This window comes from Streptomyces sp. NRRL F-5122, from assembly GCF_001507435.1.
GTDB lineage: Bacteria > Actinomycetota > Actinomycetes > Streptomycetales > Streptomycetaceae > Streptomyces > Streptomyces lannensis.
On record NZ_LMWH01000299.1, the window covers coordinates 1 to 20,448 of the forward strand.

A 20,448-nucleotide genomic window follows, 5' to 3' on the forward strand; every position below is an offset into this window, starting at 1 on the left:
CCCGGATTCGACCCCATCGCCGCCGCCTTCGACGCCGACCACGACACCAACACCGGATTCGCAGAAACCGAACAATACTGACCCAACACACAGGCACCGAGTCACGGAAAGCCACACAACACCAGCCAACCGCACCCCGCCCCCACACCCCACACCCGGCCAACGGCCCAACCGGCAAAAAGGCAGACGCCCGAAAGTCCCTGAAGCCTGACAGGGACGGCAAGGGCGTCCCCCCTCCCGCCCCCGCCCCTCCCGGGGCGGGGGCGGGGGCGGGAGGAAACGTGTCGTGATGCCCTGGTGGCCCCTGTGCACCCCAGGGCGCAGAGCGACACATATAGGCTGATCATGCAACTGCGCCCGCGGAGGAGCGGCTCAACTCCTCACCAGGGCGAGCAAGGCGGGGACTTGCCCAACGGCTCTACGTACGCGTATCCCTTCCCCTGTGACTCAGCGCAGACTTCGCCCACTCCGGTTACCCGCACGCCTGGCAGCAGCAATAGTGCTGGCACCCCTTGCTCTGACAGCGTGCGCAAGCCACGGCGGCAAACCAGCCGACACCCCCACCACACGCCCCTCGACGGCCCCGCCACCGTCGACGGCTGCAGACCCGACGGCAGTCGCCGCACCGCAGCAGACACCGCAAGCCGACACCCCCTCACCCCGATCGACGGACGACGACGCCTTCGCCGCTGCCGGGCGCGAGGCCGACGAACAACGCGCCGCCGCAGCCGCCGACGGAGACCCGGTCGCCCCAAAGGACACCCACATCCCGGCTCCCGACGAATACGGCTTCGGAAAGCCGGCCGCCACCGCGCAACACGGCGAAGTCGTCGCCTACACCCCGCGCCGGGAATCCGGCCGCCTGATCATCCCGCTCACCATCCACAACGCAAGCGACGACCGCGTCAACTACCGCGTCACAATCACGGCCATCGCAGCAAGCCAGGACTCCCCCGTCACGGTCACCACCCGAGCAGACAACGTCTTCCCCCACACCACATGGCCGACCCAGGTCGACATCACAGCGCCAAGCGCCGACACCAGCCCCACCCGCATGCGGATCAGCCTGCACGTGATCCAGGACGCCTACCCCTTCGGCGACGTGCACTGACATCCCCATGCTGCGCCGCCACACGGACACTCCCGCCGCCCATGCGGGGCCCGAAAATCCCGGAGTCGGGAAGACCCCCGTTCAACAGGGAGCCCCAGGCAGGTAATTGGATCATCGCAGCAGGCATCACCGCGGTCGGCTCGTCATGCCTCACCACTGCCGTATCGGGCAACGCCCGATACGTGGCAACGCCGACCGGCCGTTGACCAGGCCCCAGGGGGCCGCACACGGCCGCAGAAGACCCGTGGCCGCCCACACCCGCGTAGGGTGCCGGGGTGTTCATCGCCTTCAGGTCACGGCAGTGCCACCGGGCCCCCGATGGGCCGCCCAACTGCAGGTCCGGATCGACGACGAGGACGTGGTCGCGCAGACGGTCGGAGAGGGCGCCCGCGGCCCGTTCACGCAGGAAGTGCTGCCCATCGACGGACACGGCCCCCACTGGGCCACCCGTGAGGGACGACGCGTCGTACTGGGCGAACCCGAATGCACGGGCGGATGCTGCGGCTACCTCTCCGTACGCGTGCAGCGCCACGGCCAGAACGTGGAATGGACCGACTGGGAAGTGCCCGTCAACCAGGTACCGCCCCCCCACCATCGCTGTGCGCCTTTGATAATCCGTTGCCTGGGCAGGTGGCGATAGCCCACGATGCCCGGATGCGTTTCTCGATCAATATCCCGAACTTCGGCGACTTCGCCGACCCCCGAAACGTGGCAACCGTCGCGGCGGCAGCCGAGGAGTCCGGGTGGGACGGGCTCTTCGCCTGGGACCACGTCCATGATCGGGGGTACTCGGGGCGGCCCTTCGGGGACGCGTGGATGCTGCTGACCGCTGCCACACTCGCGACGTCACGGATCCGGGTGGGGACGCTGCTTACTCCGGTAGCTCGCTATCGGCCGCAGCAGCTGGCGCGGCAGGTGGCCACCCTGGACAACCTCAGCGGAGGCCGGGTCGTCTTCGCCGCGGGCCTGGGCGGGGCGGTCGAGGACGAATACGGCAGCTTCGGCGACTCCACCGATCGACGTGCGCTCGCCGAGCGGCTGGACGAAGGACTGGAGTTGCTGGGACGGTTCTGGACGGGCGAGGCCGTCGACCATCACGGTCGGCACTACCAGGCGCGGAACGTGAGCCTGCAGCCCGCCACCGTGCAACGGCCCCGGCCGCCCGTGTGGATCGGAGGATTCTGGCCGAACCGTCCACCCATGCGACGGGCCGCGCGGTGGGACGGCGCGGTACCTCTGTTCAAGAACGCCCTGCATGGATACCCGCCGAACCCCAAGGACGTGCGGGAGTTGATCAGCTATGTGCGCGGTCATCGAGAAGGCGACGCCCAGCGCCCCTTCGACCTCGTAGTCGGCGGCGCCACTGCGGCGGACGCTGCCAAGGCAAAGGACGTGATCGGCCCGCTGCGCGACGCGGGTGCCACGTGGTGGGACGAACGGCAACTCGATCCCGGCCCCGATGTGGACTGCCTGGCGTCGGTGCTGCGGCGCATCGAGGCGGGGCCGCCGGTACTCAATTAGTCAACCAGCACCGCGCGCCCCCGGCCCGGGTGAGGATGGCCGGTTGCAGAACGCAGCTGGGGTAGACCCAGTCCGGCTACTGTCAGCCGTTGCTCTGCTGGGTCCTGGCGCATGCGAGGCGGTAAGAAACGGTGCCGGTCTCGATGATGTTTCCGATAACACCGGTGGGGCCAGCCGTGACCGTCAACTAGGGCCACAGACTCCGTCAAAGCCACCCACGGCCCCGAACAGGGGTCGCGGTGGCCCGCCAGATCTATAACGGATTCGCTGCAGCTCCCACACCAGGCGGGATTCAGGCCCGGATCCGAGGCGTAGCGTGCGCGCTCGTGGATGAATTGATCTTCAAAACGAAAGACCGGCACCGCCCCTCCTGGCGGCACCTCATGCCCCCGCTTCTCATCTGCGTGCTCCAAGGGGCCTTCGTCCTCCGCGACACCAACACGGTGACCCCCTCCTGGTGTCCGGCACGCTCCTCCTGCTGTCAGGCGTGAGCTTCCTCCGCATGCGCCGCAGTGGGACCACGGTCGGCGCCGACGGCATCACCATCAACTGGGGCATAGGGCATGGCCGTACCCACCCCTGGAACCAGATCCAGTGGATCGACATACGCGAAACCCGAACCGACTCAGGGACCGTACACACAGCCCGAATCACCCCCACAAGCGGATGGCGCCGCGCACTGCCGGCACTGAGCCACAGCAACCTCTACCCCCTCCCCGACTTCGACACCGATGTCCAACGAGTCATCAACCAGTGGGAGCTGAACACCGACCCGGCCACGCGGATCCAACCAACGAAACGACCACGGGACCGGATCACACCGCAGACACTCGGCGTCATCCTCGGACTCGTCATCACCGCCGTCATCGCACTCGTCATCCTGGCGCAGAACTAGGGGTTCTCGTCTGGACCAGCCCTGGCAGTACAGCGGCAGGCCGATCCTTCGCAGACAACAACTGCGCCCCGTACGCAAAGGGCCACGGACGTGGTGGCGCATCGACCAACGGTGGAGATACGAGAGTTCCGCGACGAGGACGCGTCCGTGCCCTGGACACCCAGTACAACGGTCACCGTGCCGCTTCGGCACTCCTCCCCCACACGAGAGCCCAGATGGAGACATCGGTACCATGCTGACCACCGAGCCCGCGGGACTCCTGCACGTATTGAGCGCCTACGAGTGCCCCTCGCGCACCGGATGGTCTGCCACGCCCGCAGCATCAGCCGGGAGCGGGGGCCTTCCTCGACGACTCAGGGCTCCCGGCGGACAGCCCACCGGGAGCCGTCACTGCCGGTGCTGACGGTCAAGCGCAGGACAGATATCCGTCCCCACAAGATCGGGTGTCCGCTATGATCATGGCATGTGCTGCTGTGCTCCCATGACTACAACCGCCGCTTAGCGGCGGTATTGCGGTTGCTGTAACCGCGGCCATTGCCCCCGCGGGACAGTGCCAGGACATACCGCCGGATCAGTGTCCGGCCGGCAGTCACTCGTATTCCTGTGATGCCGGGTCATCCTGCCTGATCAGGGAAGTCATGTCTCAGTCGCAGCGTTTCAATTCACAGCACCCGCACGCAGCCGGACCCGGCACTACTACGCAGCACCCGCGTGCCGCCATCCTGCTCCTGATGGTCGGGCTCCCCGGGGCCGGGAAAACCACCCGTGCCAAAGAGCTCGCCGCAACCCACCGGGCGCTGCGGCTGACCCCGGATCACTGGATGATCCCGCTGTTCGGCGATTCGATGGCCAACGGCAAGCGCTGGGTACTCGAAGGGCGGCTCATCTCGGTCGCCCTGCAGGCGCTGCGACTCGGGACCAGCGTCGTACTCGACTACGGGCTCTGGAGCCGTGATGAACGGTCGGCACTGCGCTGGCTGGCCCGGTCGGTCGGGGCATCATGCCAGGTGGTCTACCTGCCCGTGGACAAGGACGTCCAGCTTGCCCGCATCGCGCACCGCCAGGAATCAACACCGCATCAGACGTTCCCGATGAGCGAGGCCGACCTGGATGCCTGGCGGGAGCAGTTCCAGGTGCCTGACGCCGCCGAACTCGACGGCGGTGAGATTCCCGCCCCACCGGCGGGCTGGCCGAGCTGGCCGGAGTGGGCGGTAGACAAATGGCCCTCGTGCACCGACAGCTAACCCGGACGGCCCGCCAATCGATCACCAGCCTTCGGTGATAACGCTCAACCTTCGCTGCGAGAGGCCAGTTCTCGGCGAGGACGGCGGCGCCGGAGGCCCGCCGGTTTTCGTTCCGATGTTCCAAACAAACCGCTGGGACGCTTCCGGACGCACCAAGCCAAGCAGGAGATCCCCCAGGCCAGCGCCTTCCTTGCCCTCCTCGCCGACCAAGGCCGCATCATCGAGCAGTGCCGACAGTCCGTACTCGACTCCTGGCGCACCGAGAAGCTGGCCACCCGGCGCCCGGCGCAGGCGTTCCTCCGCTGGTGCATGAAGACCGGCGGGATGCCCCGCCTCACCCTTCCGCCCCAGGTCACCACACAGAAGCAAGCGCCGCTGCACCAGCACCGCCGGCTCGCCATTCTCCGGCGGAGAATTAACGACGCCTCCCTGCCCCTGCGGGCCCGGGTCGCCGCCGCGCCCGTTCTCCTCTACGCGCAGCCCGTCACCCGCATCGTCCGCCTCACCACCGACGATGTCATCGACGACGGGACCACCGTCACCGTCCGGCTGGGAGATCCCGCCATCCCCGCATTCGGAGCCCGTTGCCGACCTCATGCGGGCATACGTCCAGTCCTGCCAGCACCTGCCCTGCGCCAGCAGCAGAAGCTCACAGTGGCTCTTCCCCGGCCGCCAGCCCGGGCAGCCGACGAATCCGGTCAGCCTCCAAGTCCACCTGCGGAAGATCGGCGTCCCTGCACGGCGCGGCAGGACCTCCGCGATCCGCCAGCTCGTCCTCCATGCCCCGGCCCCCGTCATCGCGAAGGCGCTCGGTTACCACGACAAGACAGCCACCCGTCCGGTCACCGAGGCCGGGGGAACCTGGAGCCGATACGGCTCGGGAGACCCCACACGGTGGCGAGACACACGGTCGTCACCGAGGACTACATACCAGTAGGGCCGGGCCAAGCAGAGCTGTCACTGGACGGAGGCGCATTGGGTGGAGCTGCAGGGCTGTGAGGCAGTGGGGAACTGTAGTTCCAGGGTTGCTGGGATGCCACCTGAGGCAGTGGATGACCGATGCGTGCTTCAATCTCGGCCTGAAGGAGATACCCGAGTGCTTCACGATGTCCCCGCGCTTGGGCCTCGATCTCGCTGAGACCAGCCACATCCGACAAGCCAAGCACGACTCTGCGCAGCTGTCGGGTGACCTCCCACATTCCTGTGATGACGGGACCGCTCCAGTTCGCGCCGCCGCTCGGCACTCGGTGAAGCTCGACACTAGGCCGCGCGAGATCGGTCACCGAAGCAGTCAGCGTGTCCATAGCCGACTCGGTGGCCTGGTCGAAGTCAGTGATGTCGACCGCCCTGCCTGCCTGGAGATCCTGAATGGCGCGATCTATCACGCGAAGCCACGCGTGTCCGGCTTGCCGTGCCGTTGCCACCGTCGAATGGGCATCGCCGCTTTGCTGTGTGGTGTTGCGACGCCTCTCCAGCAAGAGCGGTCCATACACTCCGGCGACCGCCCCTAGAACTGCACCGCCAAGGCCGCTGATCATGCTGGATACAGCCGTCGCATCAACCACAGCACCAAGTCTCTCTCAGAAACGCGCACTTGGGGCCAAGAGGCTCACGACGAGTACTCACCGTGACATTTGAGCCGTATCCCAGGGAATACGCGACACCTCGACATGCGGGCCTACCAGTCTCAACCACCGCATACTGGATCACGCCCTTGTCGGGGGTGCTGCGCGGTTGCCCGATGGGGGTTCAGTCGGCCAGCGCCGCCGCGGTGGCGCTGGCGAAGCCTTCCGGGTTGTCCAGCATGATGTTGTGCCCGCAGTCCGGGACCAAGACCACGCCCACCCTGCGATGAGCACAGCGCGAGAGGGGCCTCGCGCGAGTGGCCTCGGCTGTGGTGGACGGTGCTGCGCGGCTCTTCACCTTGGAGGCTGGCTGTGACGTTGTTCAGCGGCCCCGGCAGGACGTCTTCCAACGCCCCAGTTGCTGGGCTCGCGGGTGCATTGCGGGGTGACAGGCCAAGTGCCCCCACCTCCGCTCTCGCAGTGAGACGGTCCCCACGGTCTCCGGCAGGGGCGGTGCTGTGGATGTCCATGTCCAAGCAAGAGTTGTTCGACCGGATCCGGCGGAACAGCTGGCAGCGGCAACTGTCGATCCGGGCTCTGCCACGGAAGTACGGCCTGAATCCCCGCCCCGTACGCGAGGCACGGTACTCGCCGGTGCCCACCCCACGCCGCCGGCCAGGACGGACATCACCTCGGATGGAGCCGTACAAGAAGACGGTCGATGCCTGGCTGCAGGGGCACCCACTGCGTCTGATCGCACTGGGCACCGCAGCGGCCATGGCCGGCTATCGCGTCCACTACACACCACCGCCGCGCCCCTGGTGAACGAACGGGTCGAAGCAACAGACGACAAGCAACTGGGCAAGACCATCGCCGCTACGGACGGGTGGACCTTCTCGAAATCGACGAGCTGGGCTACCTCGAACTCGACCGCCGCGGCACGGAAATACTCTTCCAAGTTCTCACTGAGCGTGAGGAAAGGAACAGCATCGCGGTTGCCCCCAGCGAGGCTTTCACCGGCTGGAGCCGGACCTTCACCGATCCACGGCTCTGCGCGACGATCGTGGACCTCCTCACGTTGCACGCGACCATCGAGACCGGAACCAAGGCCTACCGCCTGGCCCGCACGAAGGCGCAGAAGAACGACGCTGCGAAGTACACGCTCAGGACGCCACGGAGTAGCTGAGATCTGTCGCGGTGAGCGAGGCAGGCATCAAGCGCAGCCACATCGTGCCCCGTTCGCCCGGATCACCGTGCAGGTAGTGCACGAAACGCTCGTCCCACAGAGCCTCGTCCGCACCCAAGTAGCGGGCAAGTTTGCGTTGCCCCCTTGGCACATCGAAGGGCACAAGCTCGGCCCGGCCCCGAGCGATCACCTGCCGGACACGGCCCGTCGCGAGATCGCACTCGTCCACCACGAGAGCGACGTTCGGGTCATCCTTCACGCGGTCGAACAACCGGGCCCGCGGGCCTGTCAAAGTCCAGAACACTCCCTCTTCCCAGAGGAACCAGACAGGACGCACCGTTGGCCCGCTCGTCGCGATGCGGGCGGTGAGCGGCTGCTGCAAGAAGGCGTCCACATCAAAACCAGGAGATTTCATGTCTCCCATCCTCTGGTGCCGTCGATCACTTCACCACCGGCCTACGACCTACGACCAAAGCCTCAGACGCCCCGAGCCCTCGGAAGAGAAAAGCCCCCCATGTGGCCCCGCGCGGACCAATCCCCGGGGCCAATTGAAGACGTCCAGGAGACACAGGATCTTCATCAACTGGGGCCGCTGGAAGACGTCCTGCCGGGACCGCTGAACAACGCCACGCCATCCCGGCAGATACCTCGTCTTCGCCGTCGGTGGTGCACACCTTCGTCGGCAAGCCATCGGCCACGCCAACGTCCCCTGCCGCAACCAGATCCCGCCGCAGCACCTCGAGTCCAGGCAGTGCCGTAACGCGTCGTAGCAGGGACCGCCGGGACCGCGTGATTGACCCTGCCGACTGCCCGGGTGAGACGCCACGGTGGGACGGTAAGCCACAGGGGACCGTGTCTCTCGGAAAAAGACATCCGAAACCGGAACCTGCAGTAGAACCCAAGAGCACGCCGGTGAACATCCCGACAGGCACAAACGGACCGAACGGGATGACCCTCTGGCGTCCGGCTCGGCGCGTGAGGATGAGCCCGACGCCGTACAACGCGGCGAGCAGGTATCCGGCGAAGGCCCCGATCACAACGGTCCGCCATCCGTACCAGCCCAGGACAGCCCCCAGGAAGAGGGCGAGTTTCAATCACCGAACCCCAAGCCCCTGCTGAGGACGAAGAGCACGAAGTAGCCGGCCCCCAGGACGAGAGAACCGAGCAGCGCGGACGTCCAACTGCCTTCGGCACCGGGAAACACCGCGGCGACGCCTCGCACGGCCAGCGCGGCCGCGGCGAGCGGCAGGGTGAGCACGTCGGGCAGTCGGTGCGCCGCATAGTCGACGGCGATGGCAAGCAGCACGGCGGCCGGGGTGAGTAGCAACCAGACCACCAGCTCAAAACAGGCACCGGTGGCGGCCGCCAGCACGGCGCAGACCACGGCCGTGACGAAGGCGACGGGCAGTGCGCTCGAGCCGTAGGCGTCTCCGGCGGCGCAGCAGGCACGCCCCAGCCATCAGTGACCGGTGCCCGTGAGGGGATGGCCTTTGGGACACGAGCCCGCCCGGGTTCCTCGAGGGGCACGGAGAGCCGGTACACGGGACCGGGGTATGAGCACGCCCGTACCAATGCCCCACAGGGCGCCGCCATGATAATCAGCAAGGTCTGCAGCGGACGGCGCCTGCGGTCAGCTGCCCTCGGTCCATTCCTTCAGCGCTGCAGCCAAGGCGCGTACATCCACATGCCCGGCCGACACCTGGTCGGCAAGGTCGGCGGCTCCCTTGGCGGTGACCCCTACGGAAAAGCCGCTGGCATACAGGTAGCCGGACGCGACCGTTGCTGCGAAGAGTTCGTTGCTGTGCTCGAGCGCCGGCACCCTGGCAAGGGAGTGGAAAAGTGCGGCGGCCCGGTGATGCGGCCGCGGGTATACAGGTTCGTCCAGGACGTGGAAGGCATGCCGTGCGCGGGCCGCTTCCAGGGCTCCCCAGTCCGTCACATCCGGGTCGCCCAGCTGCGTGCGGGCGATCTCCATCAGCCACGCAAGATCTACCGTGAGGTCCACTGAGTCGCTGCCCGCCCTACGCCGCGGACGCAGCCGCGCCAGGCTTCGGGCCGAATCGGCCGGCGAACTCCTCGCGGACACCGGGAGTGCTGAGGAACAGGGCGCTCCCCTCGAGGAACCGCCCCCTGTTGAGCTCCTGGGTCAGGACACGTTCGGCGTACACCGTCGGATCCTCGTGCCGCTCGCGCGCCGCGCGTGTGAGGCGCTCGTAGTGTTCGTCATCGAGCTCAATGCGCAGTTCCTTGCCCATGGCCTCCACGGTAGCCGGGACACGCTCCCGGCGGGAAGGAATTGGCTGGTGGGCTTCGACTGTCGGCGATGGTGCGGCGTATGAAGGTGAGAATGCGCTCCTTCCTCCCGGTGAGGTACTCGACCCGGTGATGGGCCGCCCTCCCGACCAGAACTCGCTTCGAATTCTGAGGCACGTAATACCGAACACATGAACGGCCCTGCGTCGTCCAGCTGGATCTGCTGCACTTCGCTCGCCGTGTCGTCGTCCAGCAGTCCACGGCGGCCCTTGACCACATCGACGCATGGATCGCAGCCAAGGAACAACGGCAGGCGGCACGACAGCGCGCTGAGGAGATGCGGCCGACCCTCACCCTGTCCGCCTGCAGGACCCGGCGAGCACGTCGGCGAACCGGCTCCGGAGAACAGCTGGTGAATTGATATACCCGCTGTTGCCGTTTTCCGATGTATCGGTTTCAGATGTACCGGTTGCAGATGCATCGGTGACAGATGTCGAAATTCCGGCAGATGCACCATATGACAAGCCCCTCGAGATGCTCAGTCGCCGACACAACTCCACGCGACCACCCCCCGGCGGGCATTCCGGCCCCGGCGGTGAACCTGCAGCTCCACTCCGCCCGGACACCGAGAACCCCCCCCATCACCCCCCACACGGCCACCGCACCACCGCAACCCCGTACCGCACCCCCGTACCGCACCCCTGGAGCGCAGGCCTGCAGCCGGTGCGATCCGCCCGCCGGGCCGCCCGGGCCGGTACCGGGGCGGGTGCCCGGGACCTTGAACATCCGGCGTCGGGCATCCGGCATCGGACCCGGACATCCGCCTTCGCCGCCTCGCCAGCCCTACCAGCACCCTCGGATTGCCCGGGCTGGAGTGTGGCGGTGGCGGGGTCTCGGAATCTCCCCTTTGCGTCGTAGCTGCCTGCCCCAGAACATAGGCGGCTACCCCGTGGGTGCAGGTCGAATGACGGGTGGCGCTGGCACCGGTGGCCTGCATCGGGGTAGCGCGGCAACGAGGCCAACGACGATCTCCGGCGGCCGGCCAACCGGGCCGCTCACCGAGGTGCTCCCGCCAGACTTCGCGGCGGCTCGCTGAGCACCGCGCGCATGTCGCGCACCGCGTGCCAGGTCCCTCGCCAGGTACCCGTGACCTTGGAACGGCCGGCGCGCGGGTAATACGGCACGTCGACCTCGCGCACCCGCCATCCGGCGTCTGCGGCGCGAACAACCATCTGCAATGGGTAACCCGACCTACGGTCGGTCAGGTCTAGGTCAAGCAGGGCCTCCCGGCGGGCTACCCGCATCGGGCCGAGATCGTGCAGGTGCAGGCCGGTGCGGCGGCGGACCAGTCGGGCCAGCTCGCGGTTGGCGAGCCGGGCGTGCATCGGCCAGGTACCCTGCGTCGTCGGCCTGCGCCGCCCGAGCACCAGGTCCGCCTCACCGTCCAGGACGGGTTGAGCGAGGGACGGCAGCAGCCCCGGGTCAAGGGTGGCATCGCAGTCACAGAAGCAGACCACGGGGGCGGCGGCGGCGCGCAGCCCGGCTGCGCAGGCGGCGCCGAAGCCGCGTACTGGTTCGCCGACGACGTGGGCGCCCAGCGACGCGGCGAGCTCGGCGGAGCCGTCGGTCGAGCCGTTGTCGACGACAATGGCTCGCCAGCCGGGCGGGATCCGCTCCAGCACCCAGGGAAGGGCCGCCGCTTCGTTGAGGCACGGGAGTACGACGTCCGCCAGGGGCCGATGTCTGTCCATCACGTCTTTCAGAGTATGGAGAGAACTGTGATGTCGCGCCCGGAGCTCACCCGATGTGCGCTGGCGCGGTTCGGATGCCGGGCGCTTCCGTCCGCTGGGGGCCCGCAACGTATCCGGCGGCTGCGGGCTCAAGGGCATCTCCTGCACGCGCCCATACCGAGGCTCCGATGTCTGGCCGCGCAGCGGGGCCTTCGCGGATTCCCGCATGCCGACGCTGAACGGTACCTGAGGCAACCGGCCGGGTTCCTGGCGCAGCCGTGGCGAGGAGGCGGTGATGTGGCGCGCGTCGCCCAGCTGGTACTCGCCGGTCACCACCGGCTCGGGCCCGCTGCGGGCCTCGGAGAGCGAGGTGGCCATCACTCCCAGGGTGTGTGGGCTGCCGCTGCCCGAGGTTGTAGGCGCGGAGTGTCTCTCCCTGGCGAGGGGCCGACCGCGTCGGCCGCCGCCAGGTTGTCAGCGGCTACGCCGGCGACGTGGACGAAGTCGCGGCACTGGCCACCGCTTCGCGCTCGCACGCGGCGCGAGCCGGAGCGTGCCTTCGAGGCTACGGCTGGATCAGGACACGCGGCGCCGAGAGGACTGCAGGCTCGTTCGCAGCTGCCACTGTGGCGAGTGTGGGAGTACGTACGCTCTGCGCCACGGCACTGCTCGCCGCCCTTGTTGCCGTCGTCACCGCTACGGTCCGCTCAGGCGGTGATCTCGGCCATCCGGCTACGCTGCTGGACTGGTATGCCGCCGCATGGGTGCTGTTCGCCGGCGCGGCGTGGGCGGTGAGGCGGGTGCCGGTGCGCACTGCCGTGGCGCTGATCCTGGCGGGGGGAATCGCCCTGTGCGTTGCGGCGCTCTCGGCTCCGCCACGCACCAGCGACGACATGTACCGTTACGCGTGGGACGGTCGCGTGCAGGCCGCGGGGATCTCCCCGTACGCCTACCCCCCGGACGCACCGCAGCTTGCCCGGTTGCGTGATCCATGGCTCTTCCCCGCCGGGACCGCATGCCGTGGGTGGGACCTCCACTCAGTGGCGGGTTCGTGCACCCACATCAACAGGCCGTCCGAACGCACGATCTACCCGCCCGTGGCCGAGGGGTGGTTCCTGCTGGTGCACGCCGTCTCCCCGTCAGGCGGGCGGCATAAGCCACTGCAACTCGCCGGTGCGGTGCTCGCCGTCGTTACGACGATGGCGCTGCTGCTGGTGCAGCGACGTACGTGTGGAGACATACGACGGGTGGCGCTGTGGGCATGGTGTCCGGCGGTGCCGTTCGCCGCAGTCAACGACGCCCATGTGGACGCTCTCGGAGTGCTCCTCACGGTGGCCTCCCTCGGCGCGGCCGCGGGAGCATACCGTGGAGCGCTGCTCGGGGCGGCGATCGCCGTCAAACTGCTGCCCGTGCTGGCCCTTCCGGGCGCGCTGTCGGGGGCCCTAGCCCCCGGGTATGACCTGCGTGTCCGAGGGCGGGAGATGGCCGGCGTGCTACTCGCCGCCGTTGGTGTTGTGGCGCTCGTCTATCTCCCGTACCTGCTGGCGTCCGGTTCCGCGGTCCTGGGTTATCTCCCCAACTATCTGCGCGAGGAAGGGTACGAGCCAGGAGACGTTGGCCGCTTCGCACTGCTGCGGCTGGTACTGCCGGACGCGTGGGCCGGTCCGGCTGCCGTCGCACTGGTGGCGCTCAGCGCCTGGTACGTCCTTCGACGCGGCGATCCAGAGCGGCCGTGGCACGGATCGCTGCTGGTCACGGGTACTACGCTGCTGCTCACCTCGCCCGCGTACTACTGGTACGCGCTGCTCGTCGTCGCCCTCGTGGCCATGGGTGGCCGATGGGAGTGGCTCGCCGTCGCTGCCGCAGGCACCGTGTTGTATATCGCGGACGCACTGCAGTGGCATGACATCCAGGTCACCGCGTACGGGATGGCCGCCGCGGCGGTGCTCGCTGGTGCTCTCGTCCGGACGCGGGCGCGTGGTGGCATAGAGCGGCGGCGGGACGGTGCGTGAGTCGGAGGTGCCGACCGGGTGTGAGGGAGTCATCGGTGGCGGCGTCTGAAGACGACCATCCGCAGGACGGTGAAGCGCACCAGGGTCACCAGGGCGAAGCTCGGTACGAGCACCAGGGTCTCCGCTGCTGGTGAGGCGGTTGGCCGGTAGTGGCGGAAGAGCAGGACAGCGCCCGAGGTAACCACATACGCCAGGACGAACAGGCCGCCTGCGGCCAGATGCGCCTGGAGGACCCGGACCGCAGACCCGCGGAAGGTCAGCCGGCGGTTGGCCTCCGTGTTGAGGACGGTGACGGCAAGAAGGGACGCGAAATTGGCCAGGATGGGCGGCGACCAGTGGCGCAGAACCCAGTACAGCAATGCCTGGGCCACCGTGGAGGCGGCACCGATCATGACGAACCAGAACGCTTCCCTGGTCAGCGCGGCGCGGCCGGGCCGGGTGGGGGCGCTGTGCTGTGCGCTGAGACGTCGCACCCCACCATCATGAGGCCACGTGCGACCCGTCGAGCCGTGCGGAGCGCTGGTTCAACCGTTCGGCTGGCAGCGGACACCCGCATGCACGCCAGGCACGGAAAGTCGACCCGATCTGTGCCAGTTTGTAGCTGCCGACTTAACGGGCACCGATGGCTCTGTGGGGTTCAATCCCCCCTTGGCAGTCGGCCTGGGACAGAGGAGAAGGCCGATGGGCAGTGGCGGACGGCCGCCGGCCCCGGGCTCCGGCGAGCCGCAGCGCCCGAGATCGGTAGAGGGCCACGCACAGGGGCGCCTCGAACGCGTGCGTGCTGCCGTGGCGGCGCAGGCCGTCAAGGGGGCCGCTCGTACCCGGGCCCTCGTGAGCCGGGTCGAGCAGACTCCCGCGCCCCCGGGGCCGTTCCGCCCCGGCTTCTGGCGCAGTCCCCTCCGCGGGCCCTGGCTGACGTCCGTGTTCGGCCTGGTACTGCTGATCGGCATCCCGCTGCTCTTCGTCACCGGGATGCTCTCCTACGCCTCCTACAACCCGGGACTCGACCGCATCAACGATCAGACCCCGGACAAGGGCCTTTTGGGCTTCTACCTCTTTGCCTGGCCCACTCATCCTTACTGGCTGTACCGGCTTACCCAGGGCGTGCACGTGACGCTCGGCGTGGTCCTCGTGCCCGTACTGTTGGCCAAGTTGTGGTCAGTGATCCCGAAGCTGTTCGAGTGGCTGCCGGTCCGCTCCGTCGCCCACGGACTGGAGCGGTTGTCCCTGCTGATGCTGGTCGGCGGGGTGATCTTCGAATTCGTCACCGGGATCATCAACATCCAGCTTTTCTACGTCTTTCCGGGCTCCTTCTACACCCTGCACTTCTACGGCGCCTGGGTGTTCATCGCCGCCTTCGTCGTCCACGTGAGCCTCAGACTCGGCCGGATGATCCGCGCCCTGCGCTCCCGCAGCCTGGCCGCGGAACTGCGCACCGACCTCGCCCACACACGGCCAGAACCCCCGGACCCCGACGGACTGGTCCCGACCGCCCCGGCCCCGCCGACGATGACCCGGCGCGGTGCGCTCGCCATGGTGGGGGGCGGATCGCTGCTCCTCCTCGTGGCTACGGCAGGACAGAGCATCGGCGGCTGGCTGCGCAGCACCGCCCTCCTCGCGCCGCACAACCGTCCTCCGGGCAGCGGCCCGAACGGCTTCCAGATCAACAAGACGGCAGCTTCCGTCGGCGTAACCTCCGTACACGTCGGACCAAGCTGGCGACTGGAGATCCACGGCCCCGATGGGACGCTCGTCTTCACTCGCGCACAGCTCCTCGCAATGCCCCAGCATGCCGCCGCGCTGCCGATTGCCTGCGTGGAAGGGTGGTCTACCCCCAACCAGCAGTGGAGCGGGCTTCGGCTGGCCGACCTCGCCGCCCTGACGGGCCTCCCCCAAGCCGGCAGCGTCCTGGTGCAATCCGTCCAACCACCCGGCCCCTACAGCTCGGTGGTCCTGCGGGGCAATCAGATCCACGACCCTCGATCGCTTCTCGCCCTGCGCGTGAACGGCGCGAACCTCTCGCTCGATCACGGTTACCCAGCCCGCGTCATCGTCCCGGCCAACCCCGGAGTGAACAACACCAAGTGGGTACACCGGCTCACTTTCAGGACGTGACCATGGCACGCTTCGTCCGCTGGTACGGCTCCGGCCCCCTCCACCTTCTCGTCCTGATCGCCTCGTTCGCGATCGCCGGCTACGCCATGGTGCGGCTGTTCGCTGTCCGCCCGCTCGAGGTCGCGATCTGGTTCGTCGGCGCGGCAATCCTCCACGACCTGATCCTGCTGCCCCTGTACTCACTCGCCGACCTGTCGGCACACGCTGTCCTACGGCATCGCGCCACCCGCATGCCACAACCGCCGTGGATCAACTACCTGCGCGTACCCACCTTTCTCTCCGGTGTGCTCCTGCTCGTCTGGTTCCCCCTCATCTTCGCCTTGTCGACCCCCTACCCAGGCGCCACCCGGTTGTCCATAGACGTCTACCTCGGCCGGTGGCTGGCCGTCACCGCGGTGCTCTTCGCTGCCTCCGCCATGGCCTTCGCTCTCAAACTCCGCCGCGTCCGGCGGGTCGCCCGCGCCGGCGAGGAACGACCTGCACCAGGTCATGACGCCGCATCGTGACGACCGATGAGGACGGCTCGCCCTGCACCGAAGGAGACCCCTTTGCGCTCGCCTTGGAGGTTGGCCACGGGCCGGTGTATCTGCGGCTGGCGGACGGGGGTCGGATCCGGATGCCGGTGAATCGCTGGTATGCGCATCCCACCGTGGCCGACGAATCAGTACTCAACCGCTGCGTCGGCCCCGTTCTCGACGTCGGCTGCGGACCGGGCCGGCTCTGCCGGGCGCTCCTGAGTCGCGGAGTCTTCGCACTCGGCGTCGACGTAACCCCCCGCGCGGCGGCCCACACCATCGCTTTCGGCGGAATCGCACTGTGCCGATCGGTGTTCGACCGGCTACCAGCAGAGGGAGGCTGGCAGACCGTTCTACTGATCGACGGCAACATCGGAATCGGCGGCGACCCACGCGCCCTGCTGGGCCGCTGTATCCAGCTCACCACTCCGGCGGGCCTTCTCCTCGTCGAAGTCGACCCCGACGATGTCGAGGAACGCTGCACCGCTCAGTTCGAAAACATTCATGGCCACGAAGGCCCGCCGTTTCCCTGGGCACGTCTGGGAGCACCAGCGCTCCACAGACTCGCCGAGGACCTTGCCCTCAGCGTCACCGACCAGTGGATATACGGCCGCCGACGCTTCCTCGTCGTCGGCCGCCAGGACTCGGCCTCGGGACCATGCTGATGAAGCGGGGCCGCCACGCCACGCGACAGCGGGGAGACATGACGTACAGGCGGGCGCCAGGCCGTGCCACTCGGTCGGGGCAACTGCCGGTAACCAGCACGTGCGATGCGCCGATCGTGCTGATTGGCTGGAGGGGAATCCACCGTTGAGGGAGACTAAGATCCATAACACCCGTCAGGCACCGGGGGAGACCAACGGCGCAGGCAACTGCTCACGTCGTCCCGGCCGGGCCGCGTCCGGCACAAGGTGGACGGGCTGCAACGCATGAGTACGCGGCCGATCGGTGACCACGCCCTGTTGTCCGACTGCCGCTCGGCCGCGCTGGTGACCTCCGACGGCTCGGTGGACTGGCTGTGCCTGCCCCGGTTCGACAGCCCAGCGATCTTCGCCCGGCTCCTCGACGAGGACGCCGGCCACTGGTCCATCCGCCCTATCACCGGCCCGGTCGACATCAGCCGCCGTTACATCGAGGACACCCTCGTTCTGGAGACGGTCTTCCGCACAAAGGGGGGCACGGCAGTCCTCCGGGACGCCCTTGCCCTGGGACGACGCGAACGCGGACACGCGCTCGGCACCGCTTCCCCCGGAACGCTGCTCCGGCAGATCACCTGCACCGAAGGGCAAGTGGACATCGAGATCACCTACGCGCCACGCCCGGAGTTCGGACTCGTCCACCCACTCCTCTCAACCGTGCGAGGCGGGCTCGCGGCGTACGGGGGCGCCCATGTCCTGCTGCTGTCGAGCCCCGTCGACCTGCGGGTGAGCGGCTCCACAGCGCACGGCCGAATCCCACTCGCGGCGGGACACCGCCTCGGATTCGCCCTGCACGTCGCACCAGCGTGGGAAAACAAGTCAGTGGGCTGGCGGGCAGGGCGGATCCGACACCGCATGTCCAACACCATCAAAGGCTGGCGCTCCTGGTCCAAGCTCCACCGCGGCTACGTCGGCCCCTGGCAGGACGAGGTGAGCCACAGCGGACGCGTACTGCGAGCCCTGACCTTCGCTCCCACCGGAGCCATCGTCGCCGCAGCCACCACCTCTCTACCTGAGACAACGGGCGGGATGCGTAACTGGGACTACCGCTACACCTGGGTCCGCGACGCAAGTTTCACCCTGCAAGCGCTCGCCACGGCCGCCTGCGAGAAAGAGAAGAACCGGTTCTTCGACTTCCTCGCCCGGGCCGCGGCAACCCAACTTGACCGTGGCATCGACCTGCAGATCATGTACGGCATCGGCGGAGAACACGACCTGAGCGAGCGGCTCCTCCCCCACCTGACCGGCTGGCGCAACAGCCGCCCCGTTCGGATCGGCAACGACGCTTGGCGCCAACGCCAACTCGACGTCTACGGTGAACTCCTCGACGCCGCCCACGAATGCCTCCCACCCGGAGAGCGCCTGGACCCGCCCACCCGCGCCTTCCTGGCCCAAGCGGCCGACACAGCCGCCCGCCGCTGGACCGAGCCCGATCAAGGCATCTGGGAGAGGCGCGGACCCAGCAAACACTTCCTGCACTCGAAACTGATGTGCTGGGTCGCGCTGGACCGCGCCATCTCCATGGCCCCCGCCCTCCAGGCCCACGAACGCGTACCCCATTGGCGCCACGAGCGAGACAACGTCCGCCATGCCATCGAAGAGCGCGGCTGGAGCCCCCGTTCGGGTGCCTTCACCCAGGCGTTCGGCAGTGACGAACTGGACGCCTCCGCGCTGATGCTGCCCATCGTCGGCTTCCTGCCTCCGCAGGACCCTCGTGTTCAGTCCACCGTGCTCACCATCGCCACCCAGCTCACCGACCACAACGGCCTAGTGCGCCGCTACGTGGGCGACGAGATCAAGGAAGCGGAAGGAGCCTTCCTGCTCTGCACCTTCTGGCTCGCCCACGCTCTCGCCCTGACCGGTCATGTCGTCCGTGCGCGACAGGTGTTCCAGGCCGCTCTCGCACGCGCCAACGACCTCGGCCTGCTTGCCGAGGAAACGGACCCCAACACGGGAGAAGCCCTGGGCAACTACCCCCAAGCCTTCAGCCACATCGGACTCATCAACGCCGCCCGTGCCGTCCGCGACGCCGAACAACATCCCCCGTCGCAAGGAGTCGAGTAAAACCGTCCCCTACACGGATCGAGGACTGCCTCACGTACGCAGCTGGGGGCAGGCCAGCGTGGATGACTCACCCTGCGCACCCGTCTCTCTACAGTGAGCGGCATGCGAGGACACCCGCCCCTGACAGCCGTAGCGGCCACGGCGGCACTGCTGGCGTGCGCTTCTTGCTCCGGCACGTCAGAGCACGCCCCCAGCGCACACCCGCCCGCCACGGCCACCACACGCACCACCACCGCGTCCGCCGGACCACTCGCCCTCACGCGAGGACAGGGATTCGACCGCACCGGAGCATTCACCTCGCTCATGACCTGCGACGACCCAAGGGATTACTCGCCAGGCCTGAACTTCGCGAACGTGCCGACCGGAACACGGGAACTCGCCCTGACCATGGTCGACCTTGATAACCACAAGATTCACTGGCTCCAACTCGGGATTCCCCCGAGTGCCCACGGAATCAGCGCCCACCGCCTTCTCCCAGGCGCCCGTGAGGCACTCAACGACTTCGGGGAAGCCACCTACGACGGACCATGCCCTCCCCACGGCAAAACCCACAGGTACCAGCTGACGCTGTACGCGCTTCACAAACCGATCCCAACCTCCTTCGACGGCAGCACACCACCGACCCGGACTCTGCAGGAGATCAAGCAGCGAGCCTTCGCCTCGGCGGTACTAGTGATCCCCTACACACGCCACTGACACCACCGAGGGCCACCACGTCTCCGACGTCACAGCCTCCCGGACAGCGGCCGGCCAGGTCGGCCTGGCGGGCGGCACGGGGCGCCAACGTCATCGGTCCGATCCAACCCCGGCGGGCCACGGCGATCTGGGACGGCAGCGGCGATACCAGGTCGACGGCCCTGCCCCGTGACCAGTTCTCCAGCAGCCCCTCGGTCGTCTCGACCGCGGACACCACCAAGGTCACCTCCAGATTCCCCTCACCTCAGGTGTTCCACAGGGTCCAGCCCTGGAGCCTGGGCGCGACGCCGAGGCGCGCGCACGCCTCCTCGTAGCTCTCCTGCACCCCGGCCGGCATGACCTGCGGCCTGAACACGGCGGCGCCGACCAGTCTGGTCAAGGGCCGGTCCTCCTCCGTGCATCCATCTCCCGGGAAGTGGTAGCTGCGCAGGGTCCGGGCCAGCGCGTTCACACTCGCCTGGAGCGGTGCCGCATCCTCGGGGTCGTCCGGAAGGCAGACCCAGCCCTCCCGGGAGGCATCCACACTGACGCGGTGGGCAGGCGCTCGATCTCCCGGAGATAGTCCCCTCTACCAAGCTCGGGTGCGGTCATAGCGGGAAGTGTCGCAGCACGGCACCCGGCGCCGGCACCGGTTATCGGCGGGGGCACACACGTGCGACCGGCCGGCCCGGGGGCCGTTGTCAGCGGCCGCGGCTAGTGTGCGGCGCAACTGACCGTATGCCCCATAACCGGGAGGAATCATGACCTCACGCCTCAACCCGTACCTGATGTTCGCCGGCGACGCCCGGCAGGCCCTTCAGTTCTACAAGGAGGTCTTCGGCGGCACCCTGGTGCTCAGCACCT

At 68.1% G+C, this 20,448-nt stretch carries 20 protein-coding genes and 2 pseudogenes; 13 read left to right on the plus strand and 9 right to left on the minus strand.

What is annotated here, in order from left to right; genetic code table 11:
• The first annotated feature begins 499 nt into the window (after positions 1 to 499).
• The 5 genes from ADL25_RS43205 (at position 500) to ADL25_RS43225 (ending at position 4,771) form a co-directional block, all read left to right on the plus strand.
• Positions 500 to 1,111 carry a hypothetical protein gene (locus ADL25_RS43205; RefSeq protein ID WP_059133449.1) on the plus strand — a complete coding sequence of 204 codons (612 nt, stop codon included), beginning with the start codon at positions 500 to 502 and terminating at the stop codon, positions 1,109 to 1,111.
• Positions 1,112 to 1,412: 301 nt separating this feature from the next.
• Positions 1,413 to 1,751, plus strand: coding sequence for a hypothetical protein (locus tag ADL25_RS43210; protein ID WP_234381296.1), 339 nt, complete (start codon positions 1,413 to 1,415; stop codon positions 1,749 to 1,751).
• Positions 1,752 to 1,765: 14 nt separating this feature from the next.
• Positions 1,766 to 2,632, plus strand: a complete 867-nt coding sequence (locus ADL25_RS43215; protein ID WP_059133451.1) for an LLM class flavin-dependent oxidoreductase — start codon at positions 1,766 to 1,768, stop codon at positions 2,630 to 2,632.
• Positions 2,633 to 3,134: 502 nt separating this feature from the next.
• A complete protein-coding gene (locus ADL25_RS43220; protein WP_159045151.1) occupies positions 3,135 to 3,527 on the plus strand; it encodes a hypothetical protein in 393 nt (130 codons plus the stop codon).
• A gap of 731 nt (positions 3,528 to 4,258) precedes the next feature.
• Complete coding sequence (locus ADL25_RS43225; protein ID WP_059133453.1) at positions 4,259 to 4,771, plus strand: AAA family ATPase; 513 nt, start codon at positions 4,259 to 4,261, stop codon at positions 4,769 to 4,771.
• A gap of 21 nt (positions 4,772 to 4,792) precedes the next feature.
• Here ADL25_RS43225 and ADL25_RS49535 read toward each other — a convergent pair whose 3' ends face one another.
• Together ADL25_RS49535 and ADL25_RS48720 are read right to left on the minus strand one after the other, a co-directional pair.
• Positions 4,793 to 5,368 carry a hypothetical protein gene (locus ADL25_RS49535; protein WP_159045152.1) on the minus strand — a complete coding sequence of 192 codons (576 nt, stop codon included), beginning with the start codon at positions 5,366 to 5,368 and terminating at the stop codon, positions 4,793 to 4,795.
• 1,152 nt (positions 5,369 to 6,520) lie between these two features.
• Positions 6,521 to 6,616: pseudogene (locus tag ADL25_RS48720) on the minus strand (alpha/beta hydrolase); the annotation flags it as partial.
• Positions 6,617 to 7,080: 464 nt separating this feature from the next.
• On the opposite strand from ADL25_RS48720, the pseudogene ADL25_RS43230 reads away from it, so the two are divergent.
• Positions 7,081 to 7,522, plus strand: a pseudogene (locus tag ADL25_RS43230) (ATP-binding protein); the annotation flags it as partial.
• Here the strand turns inward: ADL25_RS43230 and ADL25_RS43235 are convergent.
• From ADL25_RS43235 to ADL25_RS43255, 5 genes are all read right to left on the minus strand, one after another.
• A complete protein-coding gene (locus ADL25_RS43235) occupies positions 7,500 to 7,937 on the minus strand; it encodes a pyridoxamine 5'-phosphate oxidase family protein (RefSeq protein ID WP_059133454.1) in 438 nt (145 codons plus the stop codon). The pseudogene ADL25_RS43230 and the gene ADL25_RS43235 sit on opposite strands and share 23 nt — an antisense overlap.
• 675 nt (positions 7,938 to 8,612) lie before the next feature.
• Positions 8,613 to 8,906 carry a prepilin peptidase gene (locus ADL25_RS52035; protein ID WP_063805866.1) on the minus strand — a complete coding sequence of 98 codons (294 nt, stop codon included), beginning with the start codon at positions 8,904 to 8,906 and terminating at the stop codon, positions 8,613 to 8,615.
• A 246-nt stretch (positions 8,907 to 9,152) separates the two neighbouring features.
• Positions 9,153 to 9,527, minus strand: coding sequence for a hypothetical protein (locus ADL25_RS43245; protein ID WP_059133455.1), 375 nt, complete (start codon positions 9,525 to 9,527; stop codon positions 9,153 to 9,155).
• A gap of 16 nt (positions 9,528 to 9,543) precedes the next feature.
• Positions 9,544 to 9,777 carry a hypothetical protein gene (locus ADL25_RS43250; RefSeq protein ID WP_059133456.1) on the minus strand — a complete coding sequence of 78 codons (234 nt, stop codon included), beginning with the start codon at positions 9,775 to 9,777 and terminating at the stop codon, positions 9,544 to 9,546.
• Between the two features lie 1,053 nt (positions 9,778 to 10,830).
• Complete coding sequence (locus ADL25_RS43255; RefSeq protein ID WP_059133463.1) at positions 10,831 to 11,526, minus strand: glycosyltransferase family 2 protein; 696 nt, start codon at positions 11,524 to 11,526, stop codon at positions 10,831 to 10,833.
• 614 nt (positions 11,527 to 12,140) lie between these two features.
• Here ADL25_RS43255 and ADL25_RS43260 point away from each other — a divergent pair.
• Positions 12,141 to 13,517 carry a glycosyltransferase 87 family protein gene (locus ADL25_RS43260; RefSeq protein WP_059133457.1) on the plus strand — a complete coding sequence of 459 codons (1,377 nt, stop codon included), beginning with the start codon at positions 12,141 to 12,143 and terminating at the stop codon, positions 13,515 to 13,517.
• Between the two features lie 29 nt (positions 13,518 to 13,546).
• Here the strand turns inward: ADL25_RS43260 and ADL25_RS43265 are convergent, their stop codons facing one another.
• On the minus strand, positions 13,547 to 13,990 hold the full coding sequence (locus tag ADL25_RS43265) for a GtrA family protein (RefSeq protein WP_234381297.1): 444 nt from the start codon (positions 13,988 to 13,990) through the stop codon (positions 13,547 to 13,549).
• Between the two features lie 301 nt (positions 13,991 to 14,291).
• Between ADL25_RS43265 and ADL25_RS43270 the strand changes: the two genes are divergently transcribed.
• The 5 genes from ADL25_RS43270 to ADL25_RS43290 all read left to right on the plus strand — a co-directional run bounded on the left by ADL25_RS43270 (position 14,292) and on the right by ADL25_RS43290 (position 19,605).
• Positions 14,292 to 15,632 (plus strand): molybdopterin-dependent oxidoreductase, encoded by a 1,341-nt coding sequence (locus ADL25_RS43270; protein WP_374203107.1) that lies wholly within the window; start codon positions 14,292 to 14,294, stop codon positions 15,630 to 15,632.
• Between the two features lie 2 nt (positions 15,633 to 15,634).
• A complete protein-coding gene (locus tag ADL25_RS43275) occupies positions 15,635 to 16,138 on the plus strand; it encodes a hypothetical protein (RefSeq protein WP_059133458.1) in 504 nt (167 codons plus the stop codon).
• Entirely contained in the window at positions 16,135 to 16,812 is a 678-nt protein-coding gene (locus ADL25_RS43280; RefSeq protein WP_059133459.1) for a class I SAM-dependent methyltransferase, read from the plus strand. The genes ADL25_RS43275 and ADL25_RS43280 overlap by 4 nt, the downstream gene beginning before the upstream one ends.
• A gap of 264 nt (positions 16,813 to 17,076) precedes the next feature.
• Positions 17,077 to 18,909, plus strand: a complete 1,833-nt coding sequence (locus ADL25_RS43285) for a glycoside hydrolase family 15 protein (protein WP_059133460.1) — start codon at positions 17,077 to 17,079, stop codon at positions 18,907 to 18,909.
• A gap of 303 nt (positions 18,910 to 19,212) precedes the next feature.
• Positions 19,213 to 19,605, plus strand: coding sequence for a YbhB/YbcL family Raf kinase inhibitor-like protein (locus ADL25_RS43290; protein WP_059133461.1), 393 nt, complete (start codon positions 19,213 to 19,215; stop codon positions 19,603 to 19,605).
• Between the two features lie 244 nt (positions 19,606 to 19,849).
• Here the strand turns inward: ADL25_RS43290 and ADL25_RS43295 are convergent, their stop codons facing one another.
• On the minus strand, positions 19,850 to 20,128 hold the full coding sequence (locus ADL25_RS43295; protein ID WP_059133462.1) for a hypothetical protein: 279 nt from the start codon (positions 20,126 to 20,128) through the stop codon (positions 19,850 to 19,852).
• Between the two features lie 217 nt (positions 20,129 to 20,345).
• On the opposite strand from ADL25_RS43295, the gene ADL25_RS48725 reads away from it, so the two are divergent.
• On the plus strand, positions 20,346 to 20,448 hold a 103-nt coding region (locus ADL25_RS48725), incomplete at its 3' end, for a VOC family protein (protein WP_199839311.1).

Excerpts from the sequence above, each read along its gene's own strand:
- ADL25_RS43215 (WP_059133451.1), top strand. The coding sequence starts at position 1,766 with ATGCGTTTCTCGATCAATATCCCGAACTTCGGCGACTTCGCCGACCCC.
- ADL25_RS43220 (WP_159045151.1), top strand. The coding sequence starts at position 3,135 with ATGCGCCGCAGTGGGACCACGGTCGGCGCCGACGGCATCACCATCAAC.
- ADL25_RS43225 (WP_059133453.1), top strand. The coding sequence starts at position 4,259 with ATGGTCGGGCTCCCCGGGGCCGGGAAAACCACCCGTGCCAAAGAGCTC.
- ADL25_RS49535 (WP_159045152.1), bottom strand. The coding sequence starts at position 5,368 with ATGAGGTCGGCAACGGGCTCCGAATGCGGGGATGGCGGGATCTCCCAG.
- ADL25_RS43235 (WP_059133454.1), bottom strand. The coding sequence starts at position 7,937 with ATGAAATCTCCTGGTTTTGATGTGGACGCCTTCTTGCAGCAGCCGCTC.
- ADL25_RS43250 (WP_059133456.1), bottom strand. The coding sequence starts at position 9,777 with ATGGGCAAGGAACTGCGCATTGAGCTCGATGACGAACACTACGAGCGC.
- ADL25_RS43255 (WP_059133463.1), bottom strand. The coding sequence starts at position 11,526 with ATGGACAGACATCGGCCCCTGGCGGACGTCGTACTCCCGTGCCTCAAC.
- ADL25_RS43275 (WP_059133458.1), top strand. The coding sequence starts at position 15,635 with ATGGCACGCTTCGTCCGCTGGTACGGCTCCGGCCCCCTCCACCTTCTC.
- ADL25_RS43285 (WP_059133460.1), top strand. The coding sequence starts at position 17,077 with ATGAGTACGCGGCCGATCGGTGACCACGCCCTGTTGTCCGACTGCCGC.
- ADL25_RS43290 (WP_059133461.1), top strand. The coding sequence starts at position 19,213 with ATGACCTGCGACGACCCAAGGGATTACTCGCCAGGCCTGAACTTCGCG.